Here is a 23,820-nt window from a genome sequence, read left to right as displayed (position 1 = left end):
TTCGGGTGCGCCGGTGCCGGAGGCTTTGCTGCGGGCGGGCTTCCGCCGGGCGAGGGGTCGGCCGGACCCGTGGTGATTCCCGGTCGGCTACGGGATGTGTTCGGTTTCCTGCTCGGACTGGTAGCGGGTGCGCAACGCGCGGATGGCGCCTATCAGTTCGCGTTGCTCGGGGGCGCTGCCGCCGAACTCGTTTTCCAGGATGCGGGCGAGGACCCGGGCGTTGTTCGGGTGTTCGCCGGTGCTCTGGATGTGGCGGCGGTAGACGCCGAAGTACGCCTCGGACGGGGGCATGCCGTCAGGGAGTTGGAGGCCGGCCACCGGGTACGTCTCGATCTCGGGGTAGGCCGGGTCGGCGGAGTCCGCCGCGGGTTCGGGCTGGGCCGGCTGCTGGTACTGCTGCTGCGGGTAGGCGGCCTGAGCGGCCTGCGGGGGCTCGCGGAACTCCTGGGCGGAGCGGCCGTTGAAGCCGTTCTGGGCGGTGCCGTTGGCGCCGTTGGTGCCGACGGCGCCCAGCGGGCGGGTCCGGTTGGGGCCGGCCGGCACCCGCAACGACTCCTGGCGCTGCGGCTGTTGCTGGCGCACCTGCTGCGGTTGCGGCTGCGGTTGCTGCCGAAACGCCTGCGGCTCCGGCTCCGACTCGAACTGCCCCTGCGGGTAGTACGGATGGGACTGCGCCTGCGCCTGGGCCTGCTGCATCTGCTGGGCCGCGAACCACGGGCTGACGTCCTGCCCGGCTTCCTCGTACGGCGGCTGCTGCTCGTACTGCTGCTGCTCGAAAAGCCGGCGTTCGAACAACTGCTGCTCGTAGGCCTGCTGTTGCTGGAGGAACGCGGGGTCGTAGCCCTGCTGGTGCGTGGGCACCGGAGCCGATTCGGGCTCCGGCACCGGAGCGGCCGCGGGCGCGGCCCCGGGCGCCCCCTTCACCAGGCCGGCCGGTGCGACCGGTGCGATCGGTGCGGCCGCTGCGGCCGACTCCGCCTGCTCCTCGCGCGCCGGCTCCCCGTCCGAGGCGAACCCGGCCTCCAACTGCCGTATCGGCGAACCTATTTCGATCCCCGCCGCCTCGAGCCCCGCGTCCGCGGTCTCCGACAGCGGCACCCCGTACTTGGCCAGCCGCAGCGGCATGATCGCCTCGATCGGGGCCTTGCGGCGCCAGCCGACGCCGTACCGCGCCCGCAGCCGTGCCCGGTAGACCAGCCGGTCCTGCTCGCGCCGGATGACCTCCTCGTACGACCGCAGTTCCCACAGCTTCATCCGCCGCCACAGCTTGAAGGTCGGCACCGGGGCCAGCAGCCAGCGGGTGAGGCGGACGCCTTCCATGTGCTTGTCGGCCGTGATGTCGGCGATGCGGCCGATCGCGTGCCGGGCGGCCTCGACCGAGACCACGAACAGCACCGGGATGATCGCGTGCATGCCGACGCCGAGCGGGTCCGGCCAGGCGGCGGCGCCGTTGAAGGCGATGGTGGCCGCGGTCAGCAGCCACGCGGTCTGCCGCAGCAGCGGGAACGGGATGCGCAGCCAGGTCAGCAGCAGGTCGAGCGCGAGCAGCACGACGATGCCGGCGTCGACACCGATCGGGAAGACGTTCGCGAACCAGCCGAACCCCTTGTGCAGCGCGAGCGTGCGCACGGCGGCGTAGGAACCGGCGAAGCCGATTCCCGCGATGATCACCGCGCCGGTGATGACGATGGCGACCAATATCCGGTGCGTCCGGGTCAAACGTATCGCGGCCACCCGCGACCCCTCCTGCCGCTCTGCTCCTGTCCCCCGTAACTGGCTGCCCCAGACTGCCATACGGCGGTGAAGCCGTGGGCACCTGTTCGTCGGACATATGTACGGATAGCGGATGGGAGGGCCGGAAGTCCCGGCAGTTATTTATGTGTTGCAGGTTTCCCGGGGCGCCTGGACGGTTCTGTCCGGCGCCGCGCGCGCTATCCGGACAGACCGCCGGAGCCGCTCGCGGTGGCCTTGGGGGCGCCGCCCTTGGCCGAACCGGTCGGGGACGCGCCCGACGTGCCCGGCGTGCCCGAACTGCCGGAGCCGGCCGAGCCGCTCGCGCCGGCCGGCGCGCCCGGGTTGGCCGCCTGGACCGACGCCACCGCGTCCTTCGCGGCCCGCTCCGCCCCGCTGGTGATGGTGTGCGCGGTCGGGTTCTTCTTGCCCTCGAAACCCGCGCCGTCGAGCTCGACGATCAGCACCACGTTGCCGGTACGGGTCACCACCGTGGCGTTCTGCGAGGTGACATGGGCGACGGTGGCCCGGCCGCTGACCGCACTGGCCTGGTCGCCCACGCCCGCCACCGCGGAGGTGGTGAAGCCCTTGGCCGCGCCGAGTTGGGCGAGCTGATCGGCGTACCGCTTCTCGGCCTGGTCCTGGGCGCCGCCCAACTCCGCGGAGGAGGTGAAGCGCTGCAAGGTGACCGAGAGCCAGCGGTACTGGTAGCCGTCCTTGCCGTTGCCGGTCCAGGAGCAGCCGCCGCGCAGGCCGGCGTCGGAGGACTGGCTCTCGGTGCCGCCGGAGGACTTCGCCTTGGGCACCAGGGCGGTCACGGTGGCCTTCGTCACCGTCTTGCAGGAGGCCGGCAGGGCGCTGAACCTCGCGGGGGCGACCGCGGGAGCGGTCGTGCCCGGCGCGCTGCCGGCGGAATCACCGCCCCCGTCCTTCGCGCCGCTGTCGGAGGCGGAGCCCGAGCCGGAAGAGCATCCGGCGAGCAGCATCGCGGGCACGGCCGCACAGGCCAGCAGCCCGGCCAGGCGCGGGGCGGTGCGTCGACGTCGTTCCATGGGTCCCGGTGGTCCTTTGCTCGGATTCTGCTCGGCGGCGTACGGTCCGGCCTGCGGGCCCGCCGTACGGGGGTGGCGTACGGGTCCGGACCGGTGTCCCGCCACGCCCCGGTCGTACGACTGGCCATCCACCCTACGGGGTCCCCCCGGCGGCTCCGCGCGAGGACGGCCCCCGGCACGTCCTGGGCCCTGTCCGGGCCTAGGCCGTGTCTGACAAATCCCGCCTGCCCCGCGACGCCTGGCATGCGCGCTCGCTGCGTTGTCGGGGTCGTCCGAGTAGCCCACTACGAGGACACCCTCCCCCAGCTATCGCTGGGAGGTGCCCCCACCGCCTTGCGATCGCACGCACCAGACGCCGCGGGGCCCCGCCCTGCGGGCGGACGGCGCTATTTGTCAGACACGGCCTAGTGCTCGATCCTGCTCTCCAACTGCCCCGCCACCTGTTGGGCGCCTTTTTGCAGGTCGGCGCTGTCCGGGTCGTCGCCGCCCCGGGGCGAGGACTGGACGTAGGTGATGCTCACCACCACGTTCGCGGTGCGGAAGACCAGCGTCACGTCCCGGCTGGGTCCGCTCGCCGTGGTGGCCGGGCTCGCCGGGGCGTGCAGCACGTCGTTGATGAAGGCGGCGTCGCCGATGTTCGGGAGTTCGCGCGGCCGGACGTCCGGATTGCTACCGTCGCTGCCGGTCCCGGTGCTGGATCCGTCGCTGCTCGACCCCGACCCCGCCCCCGGCCCCGTGCTCGCTCCGCTGAGCGTGTCCGCCGAGGTGCCGCCGACCGCCGGCGGGCTCGTCGTCCCGCTGGGCGTGCCGGTGGGCGTCAGCTGGATCGAGGCCGCCGCCGCCCGCTGGTCGAAGTCCTTCTGGGCCTGCTCCTCGTCGCTGATCGCCGGGTCGTACGACACCACGCGTTCCACGTCGATGCTCAGCTTGTGGGAGACGCCCTGGGCGGTGGCCGCCTGCCACATGCAGCCGACCCGGCGGTCGGTGTCGTAGGTCAGGGACTCCTTGCCCGCGTAGTCCGTCGCGCCGGGGACGAGCTTCTTCAACGCGTCCGCGTCCACCGCGCTGCAGGGCTGGGGCAGCGTCTGGTACTTGCCGGGGGGGAGCGGGGAGGCGGTGGCGCCGTCGACCGCGGCGGACTTGCTGTCGGTCACCGGACTGTGGTCCGCGCCGCCGCCCGTGCAGGCGCCGAGAGCGGCCAGGGTGAGCGCGACGACGCCCACCGCCGCACCCGCGGAGACGGGCAGCCTTCGCGTAGACCGCACTGGGGCGGGCCCCTTCCTCGTCCTGTGCTTTGCCTGCTCATGGGCCGGATTCACCCGGACGTGGCAGACCGGCGGTAAACCCTTGGCGCGCGTGAGCGAGCCCTGGACACAATGTCTACCGCACGGCACGGGGAAACCGCCCGCCGGGGCGGATTAACGGGTGAGCGGGCCGTCGCCGGCTCGGTACGTCCGGCCGCCAGCGCGGCGCACATCACGTTTCTCGCGTTCATCAGATCTTCGGGGGGTTGGTCATGTCGTACACCGAGGTACCCGGCGTCCGGGTACCGATCCGGATGTGGGCCGACCCGGCCACCGTCGAGGGCGAGGCGATGCGGCAGCTCCGCAATGTCTCGTCGCTGCCCTGGATCAAGGGCCTGGCCGTCATGCCGGACGTCCACTACGGTAAGGGCGCCACGGTCGGCTCGGTCATCGCCATGCACGGCGCGGTCTGCCCGGCCGCGGTCGGCGTCGACATCGGCTGCGGCATGAGCGCGGTCAAGACCTCGCTGCGCGCCGACGACCTCCCGGGCGACCTGTCCCGGCTCCGCGGCAAGATCGAGCAGGCCATTCCGGTCGGCCGCGGCCTGCACGACGACCCGGTGGACCCCGGCCGCCTGCACGGCTTCCCGACCGGCGCCTGGTCCGACTTCTGGTCCCGCTTCGACGACCTCGCCCAGCCGGTGCGGTTCCGCGAGGAGCGCGCCGCGAAGCAAATGGGCACCCTCGGTTCCGGCAACCACTTCGTGGAGGTCTGCCTCGACACCGAGGACTCCGTCTGGCTGATGCTCCACTCCGGCTCCCGCAACATCGGCAAGGAACTCGCCGACCACCACATCGGCCAGGCCCAGAAGCTCCCCCACAACCAGGGTCTGGTCGACCGCGACCTGGCCGTGTTCATCTCCGACACCCCGCAGATGGCGGCCTACCGCAACGACCTTTTCTGGGCCCAGGAGTACGCCAAGCACAACCGCGCCATCATGATGGCCCTGCTCCAGAACGTGGTCCGCCGCGAACTCCCCAAGGCCCGCCCGACCTTTGACCCCGTCATCTCCTGCCACCACAACTACGTCTCGGAGGAGCGCTACGAGGACATGGACCTGCTGGTGACCCGCAAGGGTGCGATCAGCGCGGGCTCGGGGGAGCTGGGGATCATTCCCGGCTCCATGGGCACCGAGTCCTACATCGTCCGCGGCCTGGGCAATACGGCGTCCTTCAACTCGGCCTCGCACGGCGCCGGCCGCAAGATGTCCCGCTCCGCGGCCAAGCGGAAGTTCGGCGTCCGCGACCTCGAGGAGCAGACCCGGGGCGTCGAATGCCGGAAGGACTCCGGCGTGGTGGACGAGATCCCGGGGGCCTACAAGGCGATCGGCAAGGTGATCGAGCAGCAGAAGGACCTGGTCGAGGTGGTCGCCAAGCTGAAGCAGGTCGTCTGCGTCAAGGGCTGATGGTCGTCTGGGCAGGACGGGGCCGCGTGCCAGGAGTCGGCACGCGGCTCCGACCGCTCGCCGCGGAGCGTGGTCTGCCCACTGACGCGTCCGAGACCGTTCGCGCGGAGTTCGGGCGGTGGCCTGGTGAGGTGTTCGGAGCCACGTGGATCACGTGGGCCGAGGTGAAGCGGGTCGACTGGGACGAGCCGGCCGAGACCATCGACCGGCGGGTGCACCGCTACCAGCGAACCGCCGACGGGCTGCGCTACGTGGGTAAGGCCGTCTGGGACGCCGGGCATGCGGAAGCCCTCGGGACACCGGACTCGATCAGTGATCCGGTTGAGGGCTGGCCCGAGGGGACCGAGTGGACCGTCGGCGACACGGTCTTCCGCGCGCAGAAGATCCGCCGCAGGGACGCCGTCCAGCCGGGCGGAGAGTGGCAGCCGGTCTGGACGGCCATGGAGACACTGGCCTCACTGCACGGCGACGACAATGTGCGGCTCGTGGTCTGGTTCGACAACTGAGATGGGGACGATGACGGAGAGCGGCGACGTGCCCGACCTGGACGAAGACCTCTGTGCGACCGTCCGCGCGGCTGGTGCCGGTGCAACCTGGGGCGGCGCCGGTAACGGCCGGAGCTGGCTGAGATGAACACGTCGAGACGGTGCTTCCGGTACGTGGGGCCCGCGGATCTCAGCGCTGCCGCTCGGGCGGAAGGCGCGGCCGTAGGGATTCGCACGGGAAGCGATCTCGCTGCCTGGCTGGCGGTTCGGACCGAGGAGGAGCTGAGGGAGCCGTTCACCTTCGTGATCGGTCTCGACGGCATGCTGCGGCTGGCTCCGCGCCGGAGCGAACACGTGGCGTGTGCGGGCGGCGAACCTGTCTTGAGTGCGGGCGAGATCGCCTTCGCGCGCAGGGCCGGAGAGTGGGCAGTCGCTGAGATCAGCAACCAGTCGACCGGCTACTGCCCCGATGTCGCCTCGTGGCCGGCGGTGGCGGATGCGCTGGACCTGCTTGGACTGCGGCACCCGGAGGTCTTCACACACGAGGTGGTCTTCCGGCGCTGTCCGAGGTGTCAGGAGCACAATATCGTCCGGGAGGAGCACTTCGTTTGCGTCTTCTGCGACGCGGACCTACCAGCTGGTTGGAATATCGACCAGGTCACAGACCCAGAACCGTCGTAGCCCTGCAGACGGTCCGGCTGTCGGTGCCCGATGGGAGAGTGGCCGCCATGGGGACGGAAGAGTTCTGGGCGGTCATCGAGTCGGCACGCGAAGAGGGCAAGCCGTTCGACGAGGCGTTGGCGGACCGATTGGCCAGGCGTTCGAGGGGGGAGATCCTGGAGTTCCAGGAACGGTTCGACGAGCTGATGGACGCCGTCTACCGCTGGGACGTCTGGGCTGCGGCGTACCTCATCGGCGGCGGCTGTTCGGACGACAGCTTCATGGATTTTCGTGCCGGTCTGATCGCCTTGGGCCGTGACTGGTTCGAGACAGTCACGCGGCGCCCCGACGACCTTGCGGATCACCCGGCGGTCATCGGGGGAGTCGGGCTGTATGGCGAGGGCGTGGTGTTCGATGAGGATGCCCTCTACGCCGCCAGTGGGGCGTTCGCGCGTCTGTCCGGCGGTGACAGGGATGCCTTCTACGAGGCGTGGGACCTCTACCGGCGCTCCGAGGGCGTGGAGAAGAGCGCCGTGGACATGGGCGAGGACTTCGATTTCGACGACGCCGAGCAGATGCGTCGCCGGCTGCCGAGGCTCGCTGCGCTGTATCTCCCGCACCGGCAGATCCAGCCCTCGGGCGTGGTGTGACGTCTGCGTGAATCCCTGCCAGTGCTCGGCCGTGACCAGGAGCTCGATGACGCTCCGCAGTTGACCAGCGGTCACGGGCGGCGGCGTATCGGGTACAGGCTCAGGCAGAGACAAGTGATGTGCTGATGCGCGTAATGGCGCGCAGGATCTCGTCCCGGTTCTTCGCGCTCTTGATCCAAAGCGGCAGGCGGGCCACCAAAGTCATTTTCTGCCCGGTGTCGTACCAGGGCGCTCGTTCGCGTAGCGGCGCTTCGACGAACCGCCGAAGCAGATCGAGATGCTCCAGGTTGTACGCCCAGAGCCATCCATGAGGGTTTCAAGCTGTAGCCAAAGCGGCACGCCGAAGTAGGGATCCGTCGCGGGCTGAGCCGTGCCCCGGGAGAACGAAACGCGACCGCCGCTCGACACCCGTGATCGTCCGCAACTTCGGCAAATCAGACGCCGCGGCGTCCAGAATGTCGGTCGTGCACCCGCAGCCCCTTCGGGCGATGGCACAACGTGGGCGACTTTCGCGCAGTTCGGGCAACGCACGAGGATCAAACAGATGAAGTCGTACTCGGTGCTGCGCGGATCCCGGAACCGACCGGAGAGCGAGGCCATCAGGAGAGTATGCAACCGAGTGGCGGACCAGCCCATCCCAATTTCAACCGCTCTCCACCAACTCTCCGCTCGGTAACACGGAGTGCGGGGATTGCGGCGGCATCTTCAACGCGGCGAGCGAGTATGCGGCAGCGAACGCTCCCCGATGGGGCCGTGAAGTGCAGACACCACAACTACGTCTCGGAGGAGCGCTACGAGGACATGGACCTGCTGGTGACCCGCAAGGGTGCGATCAGCGCGGGCTCGGGGGAGCTGGGGATCATTCCCGGCTCCATGGGCACCGAGTCCTACATCGTCCGCGGCCTGGGCAATACGGCGTCCTTCAACTCGGCATCGCACGGCGCCGGCCGCAAGATGTCCCGCTCCGCGGCCAAGCGGAAGTTCGGCGTCCGCGACCTCGAGGAGCAGACCCGGGGCGTCGAATGCCGGAAGGACTCCGGCGTGGTGGACGAGATCCCGGGGGCGTACAAGGCGATCGGCAAGGTGATCGAGCAGCAGAAGGACCTGGTCGAGGTGGTGGCCAAGCTGAAGCAGGTCGTCTGCGTCAAGGGCTGAGTCGGAGGGTGGGGCGGTGCTGTGAGCCGGCGGCGTTACGTGGCCCGGGGTGTCCCGGGCGGCTACCGGGTCTGGGACAACAGGGGCCGGCGCTGGTGGGGAGACCTCTACGAGCTGTGTCCCGACGATCTCGTCGCAGAGCTGAACGGCGCCGCCGACCCGCAGCAACTCACGGCCCTGCTCAAGCGGTACCGGGCACTGAAACGATAGGCGGGTCCGACGTGTTGGGTCGGCTCGCCGTCGGGCCCCTCAATCCAGTGGACGGGTCGACACGCGCCCGCTTAGCGTCTCTCGCGTGAGTTCCCTGACCAGCGATGTCGACGAGTCCGACGTGACCGTCCGCTGCCAGGACAATCCGTCGGTCTCAGCGCGGTTCTGCGACCGGTTCAGCTTCGACCAGGACTCCGTGCACTACGCCTTCGAGCTGACGGCTCCCGGTCTTGCTGCGCGGGGCAACGAGGTCGTCGCCTGGATCTGGGACGACGATCTGGCTTCTTTCCTGGATGAACTGGCGGCGGATTTCCGAGGCTGGGACGGCGAGCGGATCTGGCACACCGACGACAGGGATCTGGCCGTCTCGGCGGTTTTCCGGTCGGGCGGTTACGTCGGCTTGACCTGGACCTTGCGACCCTGGCCGACGGCCGCTGGCGGATGGATTGCGTCGGTCACGACCTGGCTGGAGGCAGGCGAGGGGATGGGCGCCTTGGCATCCGAGGTCCGACGCTTCCTTGCCGGAGCGCAGCGGTGACGATCGGCCTGCGGGTGGCATGGGTCCTTGAAGGGCACGTCTGGGCCGGCTGCACCTTGGAAGACGGCCAAGGGGTGGCGGCGACTGGCGGACTGCGCCTGCTCGCGGGTCAGGTTTGAGGGTAAGGAACGTCTGCAGATACTGATCCAGGGTGGGATACAGGACTGGCAGGGGTTACCCATCTGTACGCGCGGTGTCGTAACCGGTTCATGAAGTCAATCTGGCAGATTCGCGAACCAGGAATCGACTCTGGGCTTGGGAATCACGGGGCCTTGCTGACGTCCGTGCTGGTTCGCGAAGCCTCCCCTTCGTAAGAGCCGACGGAGCCAGCAACTTTGATGACCGGGGTTGACCGCCCCGCACCGCCGTGCGTGGTGCGGAAGTGGGGCGGCGTGCCCATTGTCGCTTTCGGGTTAGCTGAAGCATGGGGCGGTATTTCGGGCTGTGCCGAGCCCTGTGGGCCCTCATCCTCACTTGTGGAGGCCAGGGAGTGTTTATTGGTGGCCGTACTCTGTCCTATGGGAGGGTCTGGGCTTCATTGCGCGCGGGCTTTACCCTATTTGTCGCTTTCTTGGCAGCTGGTTCAAGATAGCTTCCCGTGCTTGAAAATCTGCAGGTCACCAAGACTGCTCCCCGCACCCGCGGGGATGGACCCAAGCTCGGCGAGGCGATGCGGTCCAAGGACGGCTGCTCCCCGCACCCGCGGGATGGACCCACCTTTGCGAGCCAGCGGAGGTGCGCAGCGACTGCTCCCGGCGCCATCCTGCGCAACGCGGCCGCCCACCGCCCATGCCTGGTCAACCCTGCCCAAATTTGCCATAATTTGATCGTTTCGCGGAAGTTGCCCTGCCATGCCCTCGGGCCGTGTTGAATGACCGCCGTGCGCGACGACAGGAACGAGCCCGCAAACCTCGGCGATCGCCTGGTGGGAGCTGCCAGGACCGTGTGGGCGAAGCACGACCGGACCACGGAGAAGTGGCTGCCGCTGTGGCGCCACATGGCGGACAGCGCCGCCGTGGCCGGGCTGCTGTGGGACCAGTGGCTGCCGCGCAACGTGAAAGGACTGATTGCGGAACCGCTACCCGGGGGAGACAACGACGGGCGGCGGCTCGCCGTATGGCTGGCGGGGACCCACGACATCGGGAAGTGCACGCCGGCTTTCGCTTGCCAAGTGGAGGAACTGGCCCACGTGATGAGCGGCGCCGGCCTCGGAATGCGCACCCGGAAGCAGTTCGGCGACGACCGTCGGATGGCGCCGCACGGGCTTGCCGGCCAAGTGCTGCTGCAGGACTGGCTGGAGGAGCGGCGCGGGTGGACGCGCAGAGCGTCGGCGCAGTTCGCGGTCATGGCCGGGGGTCATCACGGGGTGCCGCCGGATCACACCCAGATCCACAACCTGGATGCACATCCTGAGCTGCTGCGAACGCCGGGACCGGCGGAGGCCGTGTGGCAGCGTGTGCAGATCGAATTGCTGGACGCCTGCGCCCAAGCTTTCGGTGCGGACGATCGACTCGCCGACTGGCAGAAGGTAAAGCTGCCCCAACCGGTCCAGGTGCTGCTCACAGCCATCGTCATCGTGTGCGACTGGATCGCCAGCAACCCGGACCTCTTCCCGTATTTCCCCGAGGATCGCCCCCTCGGCGAAGCCGAACGGGTTGCTGCGGCGTGGCAAGGACTACGGTTGCCGCCGCCTTGGTCACCTGCTGAACCGGCCGCAGACGTGGCCGAGTTGTTCGCCGCGCGCTTCGCGCTGCCGCCCGGTGCGTCGGTGCGGCCCGTGCAGGAGCAGGCCGTGGCCATGGCCCGCAGCATGGCGCAGCCGGGAATGCTGATCATCGAGGCGCCGATGGGGGAGGGGAAGACCGAGGCGGCGCTCGCGGTGGCGGAGGTGTTCGCCGCCCGCTCTGGTGCCGGTGGGTGCTACATCGCGCTGCCGACGATGGCGACGAGCAACGCCATGTTCCCGCGGCTGCTGAGCTGGCTCGACCGCCTTCCGACCTCGGTGTCCGAGAACCCCCGCGCGTCCCCGTCCTCCCCCACCGGCGAGCGCTCGGTTCTGCTGGCCCACGCCAAGGCCGCGCTCCAGGAGGATTACGCCGTCCTGATGCGGGACAGCCACCGCACCATCGCCGCTGTGGACGCGTACGGCGATGACGAACGCCCGGCCATGACGACTAGGAAGGCTGGCTCTGCCCAAAAGCTCGCCTCGGCTGACGTCATCGCGCATCAGTGGTTACGCGGGCGGAAGAAGGGACTCCTCGCGTCCTTCGCTGTCGGCACGATCGACCAGCTGCTGATGACCGGCCTCAAGAGCCGCCATCTGGCTTTGAGGCATCTGGCCATGGCCGGCAAGGTCATTGTCATCGACGAAGTGCACGCCTACGACGCCTATATGAACACCTACCTCGACCGCGTGCTGTCCTGGCTGGGTGCGTACCGGGTTCCCGTCGTGGTGCTGTCGGCGACTCTTCCCGCCCGTAGGCGGCAGGAGTTGGCTGAGGCGTACACCGCCAAGGGCGCCAATGGAGTCGCGAGCGCCGCTGGTTATCCGCTCCTGACGGCAGTGACGCACGATGGTGACCCCGAAACGGCGTCGCCCCCTGCCTCCGGCCGCCGTACGGATGTGCAAGTGGAGCAACTGGCGGACGACGAGACAGTGCTCGCCGACCGCCTGGCCCAGGAATTGGCGGACGGTGGTTGCGCGTTGGTCGTCCGCAACACCGTCGACCGGGTGACGGACACGGCGGCCGTCCTTAGGGAAAGGTTCGGTGCCGAGCACGTCACTGTCGCCCACGCTCGCTTTATCGATCTCGACCGCGCCCGCAAGGACGCTTCACTGCTGACCCGTTTTGGACCCCCCGGCCGCGACGGTAAGTCACCGCACCGTCCAGCGAGGGCGCATATTGTGGTCGCCAGCCAGGTCGCCGAACAGTCACTGGATGTGGACTTCGATCTGTTGGTGACCGACCTGTGCCCGGTCGATCTGCTGCTGCAGCGGATGGGTCGGCTGCACCGCCACCCGCGAGGCGAGCAGCAGGGCGACCGCCCGCCTCGCCTGCGACAGCCTCGCTGTCTGGTGACCGGCGTCGACTGGCTGACAGAGCCCGTCCCCACGCCGGTGCGTGGATCGAGGACGATCTACGGCTTGTACCCGCTGCTGCGTTCCCTCGCCGTCCTCGCCCCTCATCTGGGCAGGTCCGGCCGCCCGGGCCGCCCGGTACGTCTGCCGGAGGACATCAGCGCGCTGGTCCAGCGCGCCTATGGCGTGGATGAGCTCTGTCCGCCGCAGTGGGAGGAGACCGCGGGCCCGGCCCGAGCCCTTCACGAGCAGGCCCGTGTCGAGCAACAGAAGAAGGCCGAAGTCTTCCGGCTGGACGAGGTGCGCAAGGCGGGTCGACCGCTGATCGGCTGGATCGATGCCGGAGTCGGGGACGCGGACGACAGCCGGGCCGGACGTGCGCAGGTCCGCGACAGCCGGGAGAGCCTGGAAGTCCTGGTCGTGATGCGACGGGCCAACGGCACACTGTGCACCCTGCCTTGGCTGGACAGGGGTCTTGGCGGCTTGGAGCTGCCGACCGACGCCGTGCCGGCCGCTCGCGCCGCCCGGGCTGCCGCCGCGAGCGGACTGCGACTTCCGTACCACTTCTCCTTCCCCGAGAGGCTGGATCAGGCTCTCGCTGAGCTGGAGGAGCTGTACATCCCGGCGTGGCAGGAGAAGGAGAGCCACTGGCTCGCCGGGGAGCTGATCCTCGCGCTCGACGAGGAATGTCAGACCCGGCTGGCAGGGTGGGATCTGGCTTACGACCCCGAAGAGGGCCTGCTGGTGAGCCGGGACAAGCAGCCGCGCAAGAGGAAGGAGGAGGCGGTGCGAATGCCCGAGGTGCCGTCCTTCAACCTGACGAACCGCTCGTGGTTACCAGTTCGGTTCACTGACGGTTCGGAGCGCGAACTTTCTCTGCTGGAGGTCTTCGACCAGGCCCGTGGCATTCGGCGACTCGTCGGAGATCTGCCGACCCAGGAGTTCGCCCTGGTCCGCGTGCTGCTGGCGATCCTCCACGACGCCTTGAGCGATGGTCCGGAAATGGGTCCGGCGCCGGCGGACATCGACGCATGGGAGGAGCTGTGGCTGGCCGAGGCGCCCTTCGCGGCGCCGGTCGCCGACTACCTGCACCTCCACCGTGACCGCTTCGATCTGCTGCACCCGCAGCGCCCGTTCTTCCAGGTCGCCGGGCTGCATACGGCCAAGGACGAAGTCTTCTCCCTCAACCGCATTGTCGCCGACGTGCCCAACGGCGAACCGTTCTTCAGTATGCGGATGCCCGGCGTCGACCGGCTCGGCTTCGCGGAGGCGGCCCGATGGCTGGTACATGCCCAGGCGTTCGACCCGTCCGGCATCAAGTCGGGAGCGGTGGGCGATCCCCGGGTGAGGGCAGGCAAGGGCTATCCACTGGGTGTGGGCTGGGCGGGCAACCTCGGCGGCGTCCTGGTCGAGGGGGACACCCTTCACGAGACCCTGCTGCTCAATCTCGTGGCGGCAGATACGGCGCACCAGCGTTTCGGTGACGGTGACCGGCCCGCCTGGCGAACGGCGCAGCCCTGCGGGCCGGCCGAGGCCGACGACGTCGCCCTGCGACCGTACGGGCTGCGGGACCTGTACACCTGGCAGTCCCGTCGCATCCGGCTCCACCACGACGCCGACGGTGTGCGCGGAGTGGTGCTGTCCTACGGCGACCGCCTCGAACCGCACAACAAACAGGGATACGAGCCCATGACGGGCTGGCGTCGCAGCCCCGCACAGGAGAAGAAGCGCGGCGAGCCGCAGGTCTACCTGCCCCGGGAACACGACCCGGCGCGGATGGCGTGGCGCGGTCTACGGGGACTGTTGAGCGATCGAGAGCAGGGAAGCGAGCAGCGACAGGACGGGGCGGACTACCTCAGGCCGAGGATCGTGGAGTGGGTCGCTCGGCTGACGACAGAGGGCTTTCTGCCACGCGGGCATCTGATCCGCACCCGGATCATCGGGGCGAAGTACGGCACCCAGCAGTCGGTCGTCGACGAGGTGGTGGACGACGGGGTGCTCATGCCCGTCGTGCTCCTGCACGAGAGTGATCCGCGGTGCGGACAGACAGCACTGGACGCCCTGAAGGACGCGGAGGAAGCCGTCATCGCGCTCGGCAGCCTCGCGACCGACCTCGCCGCGGCCTCGGGGTGCGATCCCGAGCCCCGGAAGCAGGCCGCACTCGACCTCGGCTTCGGCACCCTCGACACCCCCTACCGTCGGTGGCTGCGCGACCTCGGTACGGCCGCCGAACCGGCCGGACACCGTGACCGCTGGAAGCGCGACCTGCGCCGGCTCGTGGGCGACCTGGGGACCGCACTGCTGGATGACGCCGGACTGACCGCATGGGAGGGACGCGTCGTGGATTCCCGTGGAGGACCACGCTGGCTGAACGACGCGGCGGCCGATCTGCGCTTTCGCACCAGGCTGAACCGGCTCCTGGCCACCGGTACCGACGGCGCCCCTGAGCCGCCGCCCGCTCAACCCACCCCAGTGGAGTCGCCGGTATGACCACCACCCTCTCCGCGGCCGATACCGCCAGTGCCAGTGGCGCCGCAGCGGCGGCCGGCCCGTTGCAGGCCACCCTCGGTCCGGTGGGCGCCGCCGTCCACCAGCACATCAGCAGATTGCAGCGCGGCTATCTCGACGACCGCAGTGATGCCGTCGGCTCCCTGGCCCGGCTGCGGCGCGGCATCGGCCGCCCTGCCGGTGAGACCCCCGACCTGTGGGGGCTGACCGGCACCGAGCCGCTGTACCAAAGGTGGGAGCACGGTGACCTCACCGAAGAAGCGATGCGCTGGGCCGAGGAGGCGGCGCACGCCGCAGTCACTTTGTGGTCCTTGCACCAGCAGTCCCACCACACCGCCCGTATGCACCGTAGGCCCGGTCCGGAACTGGGCGCCGCCGTCCGCCGCTTGCACCCCGGGGTCGAGATCGACGAGCCGACGCGCAAGCGCTTCGTCCGGGCCGGCACCGCCGCCACACCCGCGGTGCTCGCCGGACGGCTGCGCGACCTCGTACTGCTGCTGCGCCGCGAAGCGATCCCCCTCGATTACGGGCTCCTCGCCGATCAGCTCTACGCCTGGCAGCGGCCCGGCGGACCCCAGTCGGTACGACGCTCGTGGGGTCGCTCCTACCTGGCGGCCCGCCGGCCCGCATCCGACGGCGGCGCGGCAACGGCTGGGCAGAGCGCGCCGGAAAACCCTGACACCACCACCCCGGAGGACGACGCCCCGTGAGCCGCACCATCATCGACGTGCACGTTTTGCAGACCGTGCCGCCGAGCAATCTCAACCGCGACGACACCGGAACGCCGAAAACCGCCGTGTACGGCGGGGTGCGCCGAGCCCGCGTCTCCAGTCAGGCGTGGAAGAGGGCGACCCGCCGGGCGTTCCAGGACTTACTGGACCCGGCCGACCTCGGCGTCCGCACCCGCCGGGTGGCGGAGCTGCTGGCTGAGCGGATCACCGCCGTGGATCCTTCCGTGGACGGCGCCCAGGCCCTCGCACTGGCGGCGGAGACGCTGCACGTCGCGACCGGCTCCAAAATCGAGGTGCCCCGCAGGAAGGCAGAGAGCGCGAAGAAGAAGGGCGAGTCCGAACCGCCTCCTGAGTCCTCCTACCTCATGTTTCTCAGCTCGCGCCAACTCGACGGCCTGGCCCTCCTCGCAGTCGCGGGGGGCGATGACATCAAGACGTATCTGAAGGTGAAGGAGAACAAGGACAAGGCTCGGGAGGTCGCGGACACCCGGCACTCGGTGGACATCGCGCTCTTCGGCCGGATGGTCGCCGACTCCGCCGACATCAACGTCGACGCCGCGGCCCAGGTCGCCCACGCCATCAGCGTGCACCAGGTCGAGAACGAGTCGGACTACTACACCGCGGTGGACGACAAGAACGAGAAGGACGAGGAGTCGGGTGCCGGCATGATCGGCACGGTCGACTTCAACTCCGCAACCCTTTACCGCTATGCCGCTCTCGACGTGGACCGGCTGCGCGACAACCTCGGCGTCGGCCTGCGCCCCGACGAACCCCTCGACGAGCCGGTACGCAGGGCGGTCCGGGCCTTCCTCCAGGGCTTCGTCGCCTCCATGCCGACCGGAAAGATCAATACCTTCGGCAATCACACCCTGCCCGAGGCAGTGGTCGTCACCCTCCGCTCGGCCCGCCCGATCAGCTTTGTCTCCGCCTTCGAGGAACCCGTCCTCGCCCCGCAGAACGCCGGCGGCCACCTGCGCGGTGCCTGCTCCCAACTGCTGGCATACGTCTCCGACATCGAGAAGGCGTACGAGGTCACCGGCGACCCGACCTGGGTCCTGCGGGTGGGTGCGGCGACCGAACCGCTGGCAGCCCTCGGCACCGAGGTCACCCTCGGCGGGTTGCTGGACGCGGTGGGCACCGCGGTTGCGGACCGGCTGGAGGGGTCGGCGCCGAAAAGCGTGGAGCGTCGGGCATGAGCGGAGGCACCACCAGCGTCCTGACGCTCCGCCTCGCGGGGCCGCTCCAGTCCTGGGGCGCTTCGTCCCGCTTCGCGCGGCGCACGACGGAGCGCGCACCCACCAAGAGCGGCGTGCTGGGCCTGCTCGCCGCTGCCCAAGGCCGGGACCGTGGCTCGGACATTGCCGACCTGGCCGCGCTCACCTTCGCCGTCCGGCTGGACCAGCCGGGCACCCGGGTACGCGACTACCAGACGGCGCAGCACGGGGACACGGGCAAGCCCATGCCGGTCTCCGAACGCTTCTACCTCTCCGATGCCGTCTTCGTCGCCGCCGTCGAGGGCGACGAGGTACTGATCGACGCGCTGTACGCCGCGGTCCGGTCTCCGGCGTACCTGCCGTTCCTCGGCCGCCGCTCCTGCCCGCCCTCCCGGCCGATCGACCTCGGTGTCCATCGCGGCGGCCTGTGGCGGGCCTTGGCAGCCGAACCCTGGCAGGCGTCCACCTGGGTCCAGCGCCGCAGGGCCCGCGAGGACCGCGTCGAACTGGAGGTGATCGCCGACCTGCCGGCCGGCGACGGCCCCGGTGACGCGGTACGAGACCAGCCGATCAGCTTCGACCCACGCCACCGCCGGTACGGCCTGCGCAGCCTGCATTCGCGGGCCGTCGCCGTCGTCAATCCGCTGAGCGCTCCCCGCCGGGCCTTCGTCCCGCCGAAACACGATCCGATGCGGCTACTGGAAGACTGACGATGTTTCTGACCCGATTCCGCGTCAACACCGCTCGTATGGGTGCCCGCCGGCTGCTCAACTCGCCCCAGAGCCTGCATGCCGCCGTGATGGCGTCCTTCGCCGAGAAGCCCGATCACCGGGGCGATGGCCCCAGGGTGCTGTGGCGCCTTGACCAGCAGTCCCGCAGCGAAGTGCTGCTCTACATCGTCAGCCCGCAGCAGCCCGACCTCACCCATCTGGTGGAACAGGCCGGCTGGCCGACGACCGGCAATTGGCTGACCGCCCCCTACTCGCCCTTCCTCGGGCGGCTCGCCACAAACGACACCTGGGCCTTCCGGCTGACCGCCAACCCCGTGCACAGCATCCGGCGCCATGCCGCGGAGCCGACGAAGCGCACCGCCCACGTCACGCCGCGGCACCAACTGGACTGGCTGCTCAAGAGGCAGACGGACGCCGGCTTCGCCGTCGTGGAGAAGCCGGAACCCAGACCGGACGGCCTCGACGGTCCCTGGCACGAAATCGTCGTCCACGACCGGCGCGACCTCGCCTTCGGCAAGGAGGACGATTCCGACGGGCGCCCGCACAAGGTGACGCTGACGCGCGTCACGTACGACGGGCGGCTGCGTGTCCTCGACCCCGACGCGCTGCGCCGCACCCTTACCGTCGGCCTGGGCAAAGCCAAGGCGTACGGCTGCGGGCTCATGACGCTGGCTCCGGCGGAGTAGCCGGTGAGCACCGTCAGCCGGCGCCCAGCCACCAGCCCCCGACAACTCACCCGCGTCGGCGACCGACTGTCCTTCGTCTACCTCGAACGCTGCGTCGTGCACCGCGACGCCAACGCCATCACCACCGAAGACGCCGACGGCATCACCCACATCCCGTCGGCGACCATCGGCACGCTGCTCCTCGGCCCGGGCACGCGGATCACCCATCAGGCCATGGCCGTTCTGGGCGAGAGCGGCGCCGTGGTGGTGTGGGTCGGTGAGCACGGCGTACGTTTCTACGCGGGCGGCAGAGCACTGAACCGGTCCTCCACCCTCGTCGAGGCCCAGGCGGTCGCCTGGTCCAACCAGCGAACCCGGCTCGACGTGGCCCGAGCGATGTACCGCCTGCGCTTCCCCGACGAAGACCCCGCCGGATGCACCCGCCGCCAACTGCTCGGCCGCGAGGGCGACCGCGTCAAGCGCTGCTACGCCCAGCACGCCGCCCGCACCGGCGTCCCTTGGCGAGGGCGCCGGTTCACCCCCGGCGACTTCGGCTCCGGGGACGCGCCGAACCAGGCCGTGACCGCCGCTGCCCAGTGCATGTACGGGATCGCCCAAACTGTGGTGGCCGCTCTGGGCTGCAGCCCGGGCCTCGGCTTCGTCCACTCGGGCCACGAACTCTCCTTCGTCCTGGACGTCGCCGACTTCTACAAGACCGACATCGGCATCCCGATTGCTTTCGAGGTGGCCGCCGAAGGCCCCGAGGACATCGGCCCGCGTACCCGGCGAGCACTCCGCGACAGGATCAACAGCACCGGTCTGCTCGACCGGTGTGTCAATGACATCCAGGCGCTGCTTGCGCCTGCGGACGTCAGCCTCCCTGATGACGGCGACCACGTCGCACTGCTGTCCGACCGGGGAGCGGAGGTAGCAGCTGGCCGCAACTACGGCGACGACGCGCGCCGCCAGGACGCTCAGGCCCAGGACATCCAAGTGCAGGATGCCTTGGCGCGGGACGGTGTCGTCTGGTGACGGTCATCGTCCTCACGCACTGCCCTGTCGGCCTGCGGGGCTTCCTCACCCGCTGGCTGCTGGAGATTTCCCCCGGCGTTTTCCTGGGCAACCCCTCCGCACGCGTTCGCGACGCCCTCTGGGACGAGGTCCGCCAGTACGCCGGCAACGGCCGCGCTCTGCTCGCGTACTCCACCAACTCCGAGCAGGGCTACACCTTCCGCACGCACGACCACAAATGGCACCCTGTCGACCACGAGGGCCTGACTCTCATCCTTCGCCCTGCCGAGCGCTCCGCTACCGAAAGCGAGTCTCCTTCACCAGGCTGGAGCAAGGCATCCAAGCGCCGCCGCTTCGGAAATGGGGCGCCGTAAGCGTTTCCCTGGGGGCTGCTGTGCGGGGGCCCCCACCCGGCCTTCCGGTCAGGTGTGTTGCCGGGGGCGGGGCCGCAACGACCTTTTCGTACTGCACGCTGCGATCACCAATCTCGGGCGGCTACCGCAGGGTTGTCGTCTGCATCTCCCGGCCGTCAGCGTCTGATGCTCCGGCCATCCGTCGGGTCATCCTCGCCCGGCCCGACGGAGCAGAGGCCTGGCCGTGCGCGTGCGCATAGCCTGTGACATGGGCGACTTTGAGCGTGCCAGCTGCGGAGTCGTTTTGCGGTGTATGTGCGTTTCTCTCATCCTTGCTGAAACAGGCGTCGCCCTTTGACAAAACCACAGCTCACGGAGCCCGCTCCCCGCGCCCGCGGGGATGGACCCCCGCTCATCAGCAGACAGGCCGGACGGTTGAGCCGCTCCCCGCGCCCGCGGGGATGGGACCCGTGCGGATGCGTTCGCGCCAGGACCAGGACGACCGCTCCCCGCGTCGGCGAGGATGAGTCCCATTCCGCTCCCGGCTCGTTGATTTATAGGCTGCTCCCTACGTCTGTGGGGATGACCCCAATTAAGTGGGCGGGGTTCTCGCCCGGCTGAGTTGCTCCCCGCACGCGCGGGGACGTTGTCGGCTCGTCAAGGACCCTCTGCGGCCGGTACACCACCGGCCGCAGAGGGTTGCGTCATTTCGAGCGGACGAGGGCGATCTCACTGTTCGTTGTACGCCATGCCCCCGGCGACCCAGTTCCTAATTGAGTCGAGCCTCTGGTGATCCAGGGCCGCACCGCGTTCACGAGGGGCCCAAGATGGCACGAGATCTCGGACAAGCACCTCCCACTTAATTGTTCCCGTTGCTCGTAGGCGGATCGGCCGTTAGAGAGATCGGGTGCGGCAAAGGGCCACGTCTGAGGCTTTGCGGAGGTTGCTTTGAGTGAGGACGATGGAGACCACGGGTCAGCTTGGTGGCGGAACCCGGCCTGGTGGCAGGTCGGCTTGGCAGTGTTCAGCCTTCTGAAGGGGATCTTGCGCATCTGGCGATGAACTCTCCTGATCGGGGCTGCTGTTCGGGCTGTGCGGACGGCGTCACGCGTGGGGCTAGGGAGCGGCAGGGCCCGGTGACATGAAGACGGCGACGATGTCCTTTCCGGTCGGGCTCGGCACCACGATCACGTTGGCGGCGAGGGCGCGGACGAGGATGAGGCCGCGACCGTCGACACTGTCCGGGTCGGCGTCCCGCTCCTGCGGTAGGCCCGGATCGTCGTCGTGGACGACCACCACCACTCCGCCCGCTACGCGTTGGACGAGACAGTGACCCGCCTTCAAGCCGCCGTCCTCGACCGCCGGCGCGGCGTGTCGCATGACGTTGGTCAGCAACTCGGCGACGGAGAGCCCGATGTCCGGCGCCAACTCGTCCAGGCCCCAGAGACGGACGTTCTCCATCGCGATCGTCTTGGCGTGGTGGATGGATTTCGCCGACAGATCCAGCTCGATCAGCAGCTGTCCGGGACCGCTCTGCGCCATGCTGCGTGCGTCGGGCGATGCGGCTTCAAGAAGGTTCGTCATGGCAAGTCCAGTTCGTTGCCCGGAAACCCGTCCCCGGGCCCCCGGCTGCGGTGTGTACTGGTTCAGCAGCGGTCAGCAACCATTGAGACAGCGCGCGAGCCGAGCGTGCAGAGGGCGATGCGGATACCAGCAGCTATCCGCATCGGGAGGCAGGAGGGCGTATGCCGCAGCCGGAGAGGATCCTCGACCCGACCGCATCCCCCGAGGCGTGGTTCGGCCACGAGATCCGCCTGCGCCGCAAGGCACGCGGCTACAAGACCGCTGGGGCGTTGGCCGCCCATGTGCAGGTCAGCGTCGATGTGGTGTTGAAGGTCGAACGCGGCGAATACCGCTGCCCGCAGGACCTGGCGGCGAGGCTGGACGAAGTCCTCGAGACGGACGGGCTGTTCGCCCGCGCCTGGGGGATGACGTTCGGGGATGCGGATAAACGACCGGTTGATGCGGACGGAACGCCTGCTCGCCGGGGTGAGCGAACCCGCGGGACACAAGGGGGGCGCATGCTGGGAGCAGGTGACCCAACTGCACTGATCAGGAGTCCTGACCCTGTGGAACGTCGCGCCTTCCTCGCTGTCGGCAGCCTTGCCGCCCTCGCTCCGCTGGAGCTGACCCGTCTCCTCATGCCCGTCGGGCCACCGCCGGTTCCCGAACGGATCACCCGCAACGAGATCGACCAGCTCCTCGACATCGCCGGTGGCCTGCAGGGCTGGGACAACGCGCATGGCAGCGGTGGCCTGGTCGGGGAGTTGGCCGGCAACTGCATGCGCTGGGCGGTGAGTCTGCTGTCCGCCGATTGCCCGGCCGCGCTCCGATCGGACTTCCTGGCTGCTGTCGCCCGCCTGGGACTCGTCGCCGGCACCTCGCAGTTCGACATCTGCCGGCACGAGGAAGCCCGGGTCGCCTTCAAAGTCGCGGTGGAGTGCGCCGAGGAGGGCAAGCACTGGCACCTTCGAGCCAAGGGTTACTCCTTCCTCGCTCGTCAGGCGATCTGGATCGGCGACGGTGACGACGGGCTGACAAATGCGGAGAAGGGTCTCGTCCGATCCGACCGTCTGACCGCGTCGGAACAAGCGATGCTGCACACCGCGCGGGCCAGGGCCTTCGCCAAGCTGCGCAACGTCCAGGAGACGCTGGCCGCAGTCGGCGCGGCCGACGATGCCTTCGCCCAGCGGCGCCCCGAGAACGACCCGCCGTGGATGGCCTACTACGACGAGACCCAGCACAACGGGGACACGGCGCATGCGCTGTGGGATCTCTCGGTCGGAGTGGACGGCCACAATCCGACGCCCGCGGCGGAGCGGTTCCGCACCGTCGTACGCGGTCACGCACCGGCCTTCGTCCGCTCCAAGGCGATCTCGTGCACCAAGTTGGCCGCTCTGGTCATGCTCAAAGGGGATCCGCGAGAGGCCGCGGCGATCGGACATCGCGCCCTGGATCTGGGCGGAGGACTCACCTCGCGCCGGGCTTCAGAGGATCTGCGCGAGTTGGGAGGCTTCGCGTCACGGCACCCGAAGGTCCAGGAGGCGCTCGCGTTGCGCGAAAGGATCAGCGCTGGCTTGCCGTCATGACGAACGCGTCGGAGCTCGCCCGCGCCGCTCTCGACGAAGCCTGCGTGGCGGTCGGTATCGATCCGCGGGGCGCCGAGCCCGTACGGATCGCCGAGAATCAGATATGGCGCGTCGCCGGGGTGATCGTGCGGATCGCCCCACCGGATCGTCTCGCCACCGCCCTGCGAGAGATTCGCGTCGCCCGATGGCTCGCCGACAACGGTATTCGCGCGGTCCGTCCCCTTCCGGTCGACCAACCTCTGGAGAGGGCAGGGCACGTCGTGACCCTGTGGGAGGAAGTCCCGGCCCACACCCACGGCTCGATCGCCGATGTTGCCCTGGCTCTTCGTGAGCTCCATGCCCTGCGGCCACCCGACTTCGACATCGGCCGCCTGGATCCCCTCGTGCGCATCCGGGACCGGCTCTTCGCCGCCACCTCCCTCTCGGACGACGACCGCCGCTGGCTCCTGGCCCTGCACGACGAACTGGCGGACGGCTGGGCGTCGGGGTCACCACCCGGGCTGCCCGAGAGCGCGGTCCACGGCGACGCCTGGCCTGGCAACATCGTCCGCGTCGCGGGCAGTCATTTGATGATGGACCTCGAACGCTTCTCCCTGGGCCCACCGGAATGGGACCTCACCTCAACCGCGGTCCGCGCCAGGACCACCGGCGCTGTGACCGAAGACGAGTACGCGCGATTCTGCGCTCTTTACGGCCACGACGTCACTGGCTGGCCGGGCTACGAACTCTGCGCCCACACGCGTGAATTGCGCATGGTTACGTACGCCGCGCAGCACGCGGCCTCGCATCCCGAATGGCACGGGCAAGCTCAATACCGCGTGGACTGTCTGCGTGGCCGGTGGGGGGCCCGGCCTTGGAAGTGGACGGGGATTCTTTGAGGGGGTGTCCATTTTAGTAGATCTGCGGAGTATGGGATTTCTGTCAATTTCTTGGAAAGTGGTCAGAAAGGGGCCGGGCGTCCGGTGAGCCTGCAGGTCGGCAAGACTGCTCCCCGCACCCGCGGGGATGGACCCCACGGGGGACGTGTCGGTGTAGGCGTAGAGCGCTGCTCCCCGCACCCGCGGGGATGGACCCGGGTCAACGTCCGTCCGACCCAATGGGATCAACTGCTCCCCGCACCCGCGGGGATGGACCGGCATGGTGATCGGAGGTTTCCCGGTCAAGGTGCTGCTCCCCGCACCCGCGGGG

Annotated in this window: 19 protein-coding genes, 2 pseudogenes and 1 CRISPR repeat array; of the genes and pseudogenes, 16 read left to right on the top strand and 5 right to left on the bottom strand. The window is 69.3% G+C overall.

Annotation, left to right across the window (positions count from 1 at the left end; translation table 11 throughout):
- Positions 1–87: 87 nt before the first annotated feature.
- The 3 genes from GA0115240_RS13675 to GA0115240_RS13665 all read right to left on the bottom strand — a co-directional run bounded on the left by GA0115240_RS13675 (position 88) and on the right by GA0115240_RS13665 (position 4,006).
- A complete protein-coding gene (locus GA0115240_RS13675; RefSeq protein WP_093736947.1) occupies positions 88–1,734 on the bottom strand; it encodes a DUF2637 domain-containing protein in 1,647 nt (548 codons plus the stop codon).
- Positions 1,735–1,931: 197 nt separating this feature from the next.
- On the bottom strand, positions 1,932–2,783 hold the full coding sequence (locus GA0115240_RS13670) for a DUF3558 domain-containing protein (protein ID WP_176725067.1): 852 nt from the start codon (positions 2,781–2,783) through the stop codon (positions 1,932–1,934).
- Positions 2,784–3,187: 404 nt separating this feature from the next.
- Positions 3,188–4,006, bottom strand: coding sequence for a DUF3558 domain-containing protein (locus GA0115240_RS13665; RefSeq protein ID WP_093736946.1), 819 nt, complete (start codon positions 4,004–4,006; stop codon positions 3,188–3,190).
- 293 nt (positions 4,007–4,299) lie between these two features.
- Between GA0115240_RS13665 and GA0115240_RS13660 the strand changes: the two genes are divergently transcribed.
- The 4 genes from GA0115240_RS13660 to GA0115240_RS13645 all read left to right on the top strand — a co-directional run bounded on the left by GA0115240_RS13660 (position 4,300) and on the right by GA0115240_RS13645 (position 7,288).
- Positions 4,300–5,493, top strand: a complete 1,194-nt coding sequence (locus tag GA0115240_RS13660; RefSeq protein ID WP_093736945.1) for an RtcB family protein — start codon at positions 4,300–4,302, stop codon at positions 5,491–5,493.
- Between the two features lie 131 nt (positions 5,494–5,624).
- Positions 5,625–5,999, top strand: a complete 375-nt coding sequence (locus tag GA0115240_RS13655; RefSeq protein WP_237554854.1) for a hypothetical protein — start codon at positions 5,625–5,627, stop codon at positions 5,997–5,999.
- 123 nt (positions 6,000–6,122) lie between these two features.
- Positions 6,123–6,659, top strand: coding sequence for a hypothetical protein (locus GA0115240_RS13650; protein ID WP_093736943.1), 537 nt, complete (start codon positions 6,123–6,125; stop codon positions 6,657–6,659).
- 47 nt (positions 6,660–6,706) lie between these two features.
- Positions 6,707–7,288, top strand: a complete 582-nt coding sequence (locus GA0115240_RS13645) for a DUF4240 domain-containing protein (protein WP_093736950.1) — start codon at positions 6,707–6,709, stop codon at positions 7,286–7,288.
- Between the two features lie 100 nt (positions 7,289–7,388).
- Here GA0115240_RS13645 and GA0115240_RS13640 read toward each other — a convergent pair.
- Positions 7,389–7,888, bottom strand: a pseudogene (locus GA0115240_RS13640) (hypothetical protein).
- Between the two features lie 165 nt (positions 7,889–8,053).
- On the opposite strand from GA0115240_RS13640, the pseudogene GA0115240_RS13635 reads away from it, so the two are divergent.
- From GA0115240_RS13635 to cas2e, 10 genes and pseudogenes are all read left to right on the top strand, one after another.
- A pseudogene (locus GA0115240_RS13635) lies at positions 8,054–8,443 on the top strand (RtcB family protein); the annotation flags it as partial.
- Between the two features lie 21 nt (positions 8,444–8,464).
- Positions 8,465–8,653 (top strand): hypothetical protein, encoded by a 189-nt coding sequence (locus tag GA0115240_RS13630; RefSeq protein ID WP_093736942.1) that lies wholly within the window; start codon positions 8,465–8,467, stop codon positions 8,651–8,653.
- An 85-nt stretch (positions 8,654–8,738) separates the two neighbouring features.
- Positions 8,739–9,191 (top strand): DUF6228 family protein, encoded by a 453-nt coding sequence (locus tag GA0115240_RS13625; RefSeq protein ID WP_256069800.1) that lies wholly within the window; start codon positions 8,739–8,741, stop codon positions 9,189–9,191.
- 997 nt (positions 9,192–10,188) lie between these two features.
- Positions 10,189–14,760: a type I-E CRISPR-associated protein Cse1/CasA gene (gene casA / locus GA0115240_RS13620; RefSeq protein ID WP_093736948.1), complete on the top strand. Its 4,572-nt coding sequence runs from the start codon at positions 10,189–10,191 to the stop codon at positions 14,758–14,760.
- On the top strand, positions 14,757–15,488 hold the full coding sequence (casB, locus tag GA0115240_RS13615) for a type I-E CRISPR-associated protein Cse2/CasB (protein WP_093736941.1): 732 nt from the start codon (positions 14,757–14,759) through the stop codon (positions 15,486–15,488). Before casA ends, casB begins: the two co-directional genes overlap by 4 nt.
- On the top strand, positions 15,485–16,705 hold the full coding sequence (cas7e, locus tag GA0115240_RS13610) for a type I-E CRISPR-associated protein Cas7/Cse4/CasC (RefSeq protein ID WP_093736940.1): 1,221 nt from the start codon (positions 15,485–15,487) through the stop codon (positions 16,703–16,705). Before casB ends, cas7e begins: the two co-directional genes overlap by 4 nt.
- Positions 16,702–17,433, top strand: a complete 732-nt coding sequence (gene cas5e, locus GA0115240_RS13605) for a type I-E CRISPR-associated protein Cas5/CasD (protein ID WP_093736939.1) — start codon at positions 16,702–16,704, stop codon at positions 17,431–17,433. The genes cas7e and cas5e overlap by 4 nt, the downstream gene beginning before the upstream one ends.
- 2 nt (positions 17,434–17,435) lie before the next feature.
- Complete coding sequence (gene cas6e, locus GA0115240_RS13600) at positions 17,436–18,140, top strand: type I-E CRISPR-associated protein Cas6/Cse3/CasE (RefSeq protein ID WP_176725066.1); 705 nt, start codon at positions 17,436–17,438, stop codon at positions 18,138–18,140.
- A gap of 3 nt (positions 18,141–18,143) precedes the next feature.
- Positions 18,144–19,151 (top strand): type I-E CRISPR-associated endonuclease Cas1e, encoded by a 1,008-nt coding sequence (gene cas1e / locus GA0115240_RS13595; RefSeq protein WP_093736937.1) that lies wholly within the window; start codon positions 18,144–18,146, stop codon positions 19,149–19,151.
- Positions 19,148–19,504, top strand: coding sequence for a type I-E CRISPR-associated endoribonuclease Cas2e (cas2e, locus tag GA0115240_RS13590; RefSeq protein WP_093736936.1), 357 nt, complete (start codon positions 19,148–19,150; stop codon positions 19,502–19,504). The genes cas1e and cas2e overlap by 4 nt, the downstream gene beginning before the upstream one ends.
- 1,095 nt (positions 19,505–20,599) lie before the next feature.
- Here the strand turns inward: cas2e and GA0115240_RS13585 are convergent.
- A complete protein-coding gene (locus GA0115240_RS13585) occupies positions 20,600–21,067 on the bottom strand; it encodes an ATP-binding protein (protein WP_093736935.1) in 468 nt (155 codons plus the stop codon).
- A 161-nt stretch (positions 21,068–21,228) separates the two neighbouring features.
- Between GA0115240_RS13585 and GA0115240_RS13580 the strand changes: the two genes are divergently transcribed.
- Together GA0115240_RS13580 and GA0115240_RS13575 are read left to right on the top strand one after the other, a co-directional pair.
- A complete protein-coding gene (locus tag GA0115240_RS13580) occupies positions 21,229–22,632 on the top strand; it encodes a helix-turn-helix domain-containing protein (protein ID WP_202451336.1) in 1,404 nt (467 codons plus the stop codon).
- On the top strand, positions 22,629–23,510 hold the full coding sequence (locus GA0115240_RS13575; protein WP_093736933.1) for an aminoglycoside phosphotransferase family protein: 882 nt from the start codon (positions 22,629–22,631) through the stop codon (positions 23,508–23,510). The genes GA0115240_RS13580 and GA0115240_RS13575 overlap by 4 nt, the downstream gene beginning before the upstream one ends.
- A gap of 106 nt (positions 23,511–23,616) precedes the next feature.
- Positions 23,617–23,820: direct repeats of the CRISPR family, unit length 21 nt; unit sequence CTGCTCCCCGCACCCGCGGGG.

Source organism: Streptomyces sp. DvalAA-14 (assembly GCF_900091855.1).
Taxonomy (GTDB): Bacteria; Actinomycetota; Actinomycetes; order Streptomycetales; family Streptomycetaceae; genus Actinacidiphila.
Note: the sequence above shows the minus strand (reverse complement) of the source record. Positions and strands in the feature narration are given on the sequence as shown.

What these genes read in the sequence shown, in the direction of transcription:
- GA0115240_RS13670 (WP_176725067.1), bottom strand. Translation starts at nt 2,783, where the DNA reads ATGGAACGACGTCGACGCACCGCCCCGCGCCTGGCCGGGCTGCTGGCC.
- GA0115240_RS13660 (WP_093736945.1), top strand. Translation starts at nt 4,300, where the DNA reads ATGTCGTACACCGAGGTACCCGGCGTCCGGGTACCGATCCGGATGTGG.
- GA0115240_RS13650 (WP_093736943.1), top strand. Translation starts at nt 6,123, where the DNA reads ATGAACACGTCGAGACGGTGCTTCCGGTACGTGGGGCCCGCGGATCTC.
- GA0115240_RS13645 (WP_093736950.1), top strand. Translation starts at nt 6,707, where the DNA reads ATGGGGACGGAAGAGTTCTGGGCGGTCATCGAGTCGGCACGCGAAGAG.
- casA (WP_093736948.1), top strand. Translation starts at nt 10,189, where the DNA reads ATGGCGGACAGCGCCGCCGTGGCCGGGCTGCTGTGGGACCAGTGGCTG.
- casB (WP_093736941.1), top strand. Translation starts at nt 14,757, where the DNA reads ATGACCACCACCCTCTCCGCGGCCGATACCGCCAGTGCCAGTGGCGCC.
- cas5e (WP_093736939.1), top strand. Translation starts at nt 16,702, where the DNA reads ATGAGCGGAGGCACCACCAGCGTCCTGACGCTCCGCCTCGCGGGGCCG.
- cas6e (WP_176725066.1), top strand. Translation starts at nt 17,436, where the DNA reads ATGTTTCTGACCCGATTCCGCGTCAACACCGCTCGTATGGGTGCCCGC.
- GA0115240_RS13585 (WP_093736935.1), bottom strand. Translation starts at nt 21,067, where the DNA reads ATGACGAACCTTCTTGAAGCCGCATCGCCCGACGCACGCAGCATGGCG.
- GA0115240_RS13580 (WP_202451336.1), top strand. Translation starts at nt 21,229, where the DNA reads ATGCCGCAGCCGGAGAGGATCCTCGACCCGACCGCATCCCCCGAGGCG.
- GA0115240_RS13575 (WP_093736933.1), top strand. Translation starts at nt 22,629, where the DNA reads ATGACGAACGCGTCGGAGCTCGCCCGCGCCGCTCTCGACGAAGCCTGC.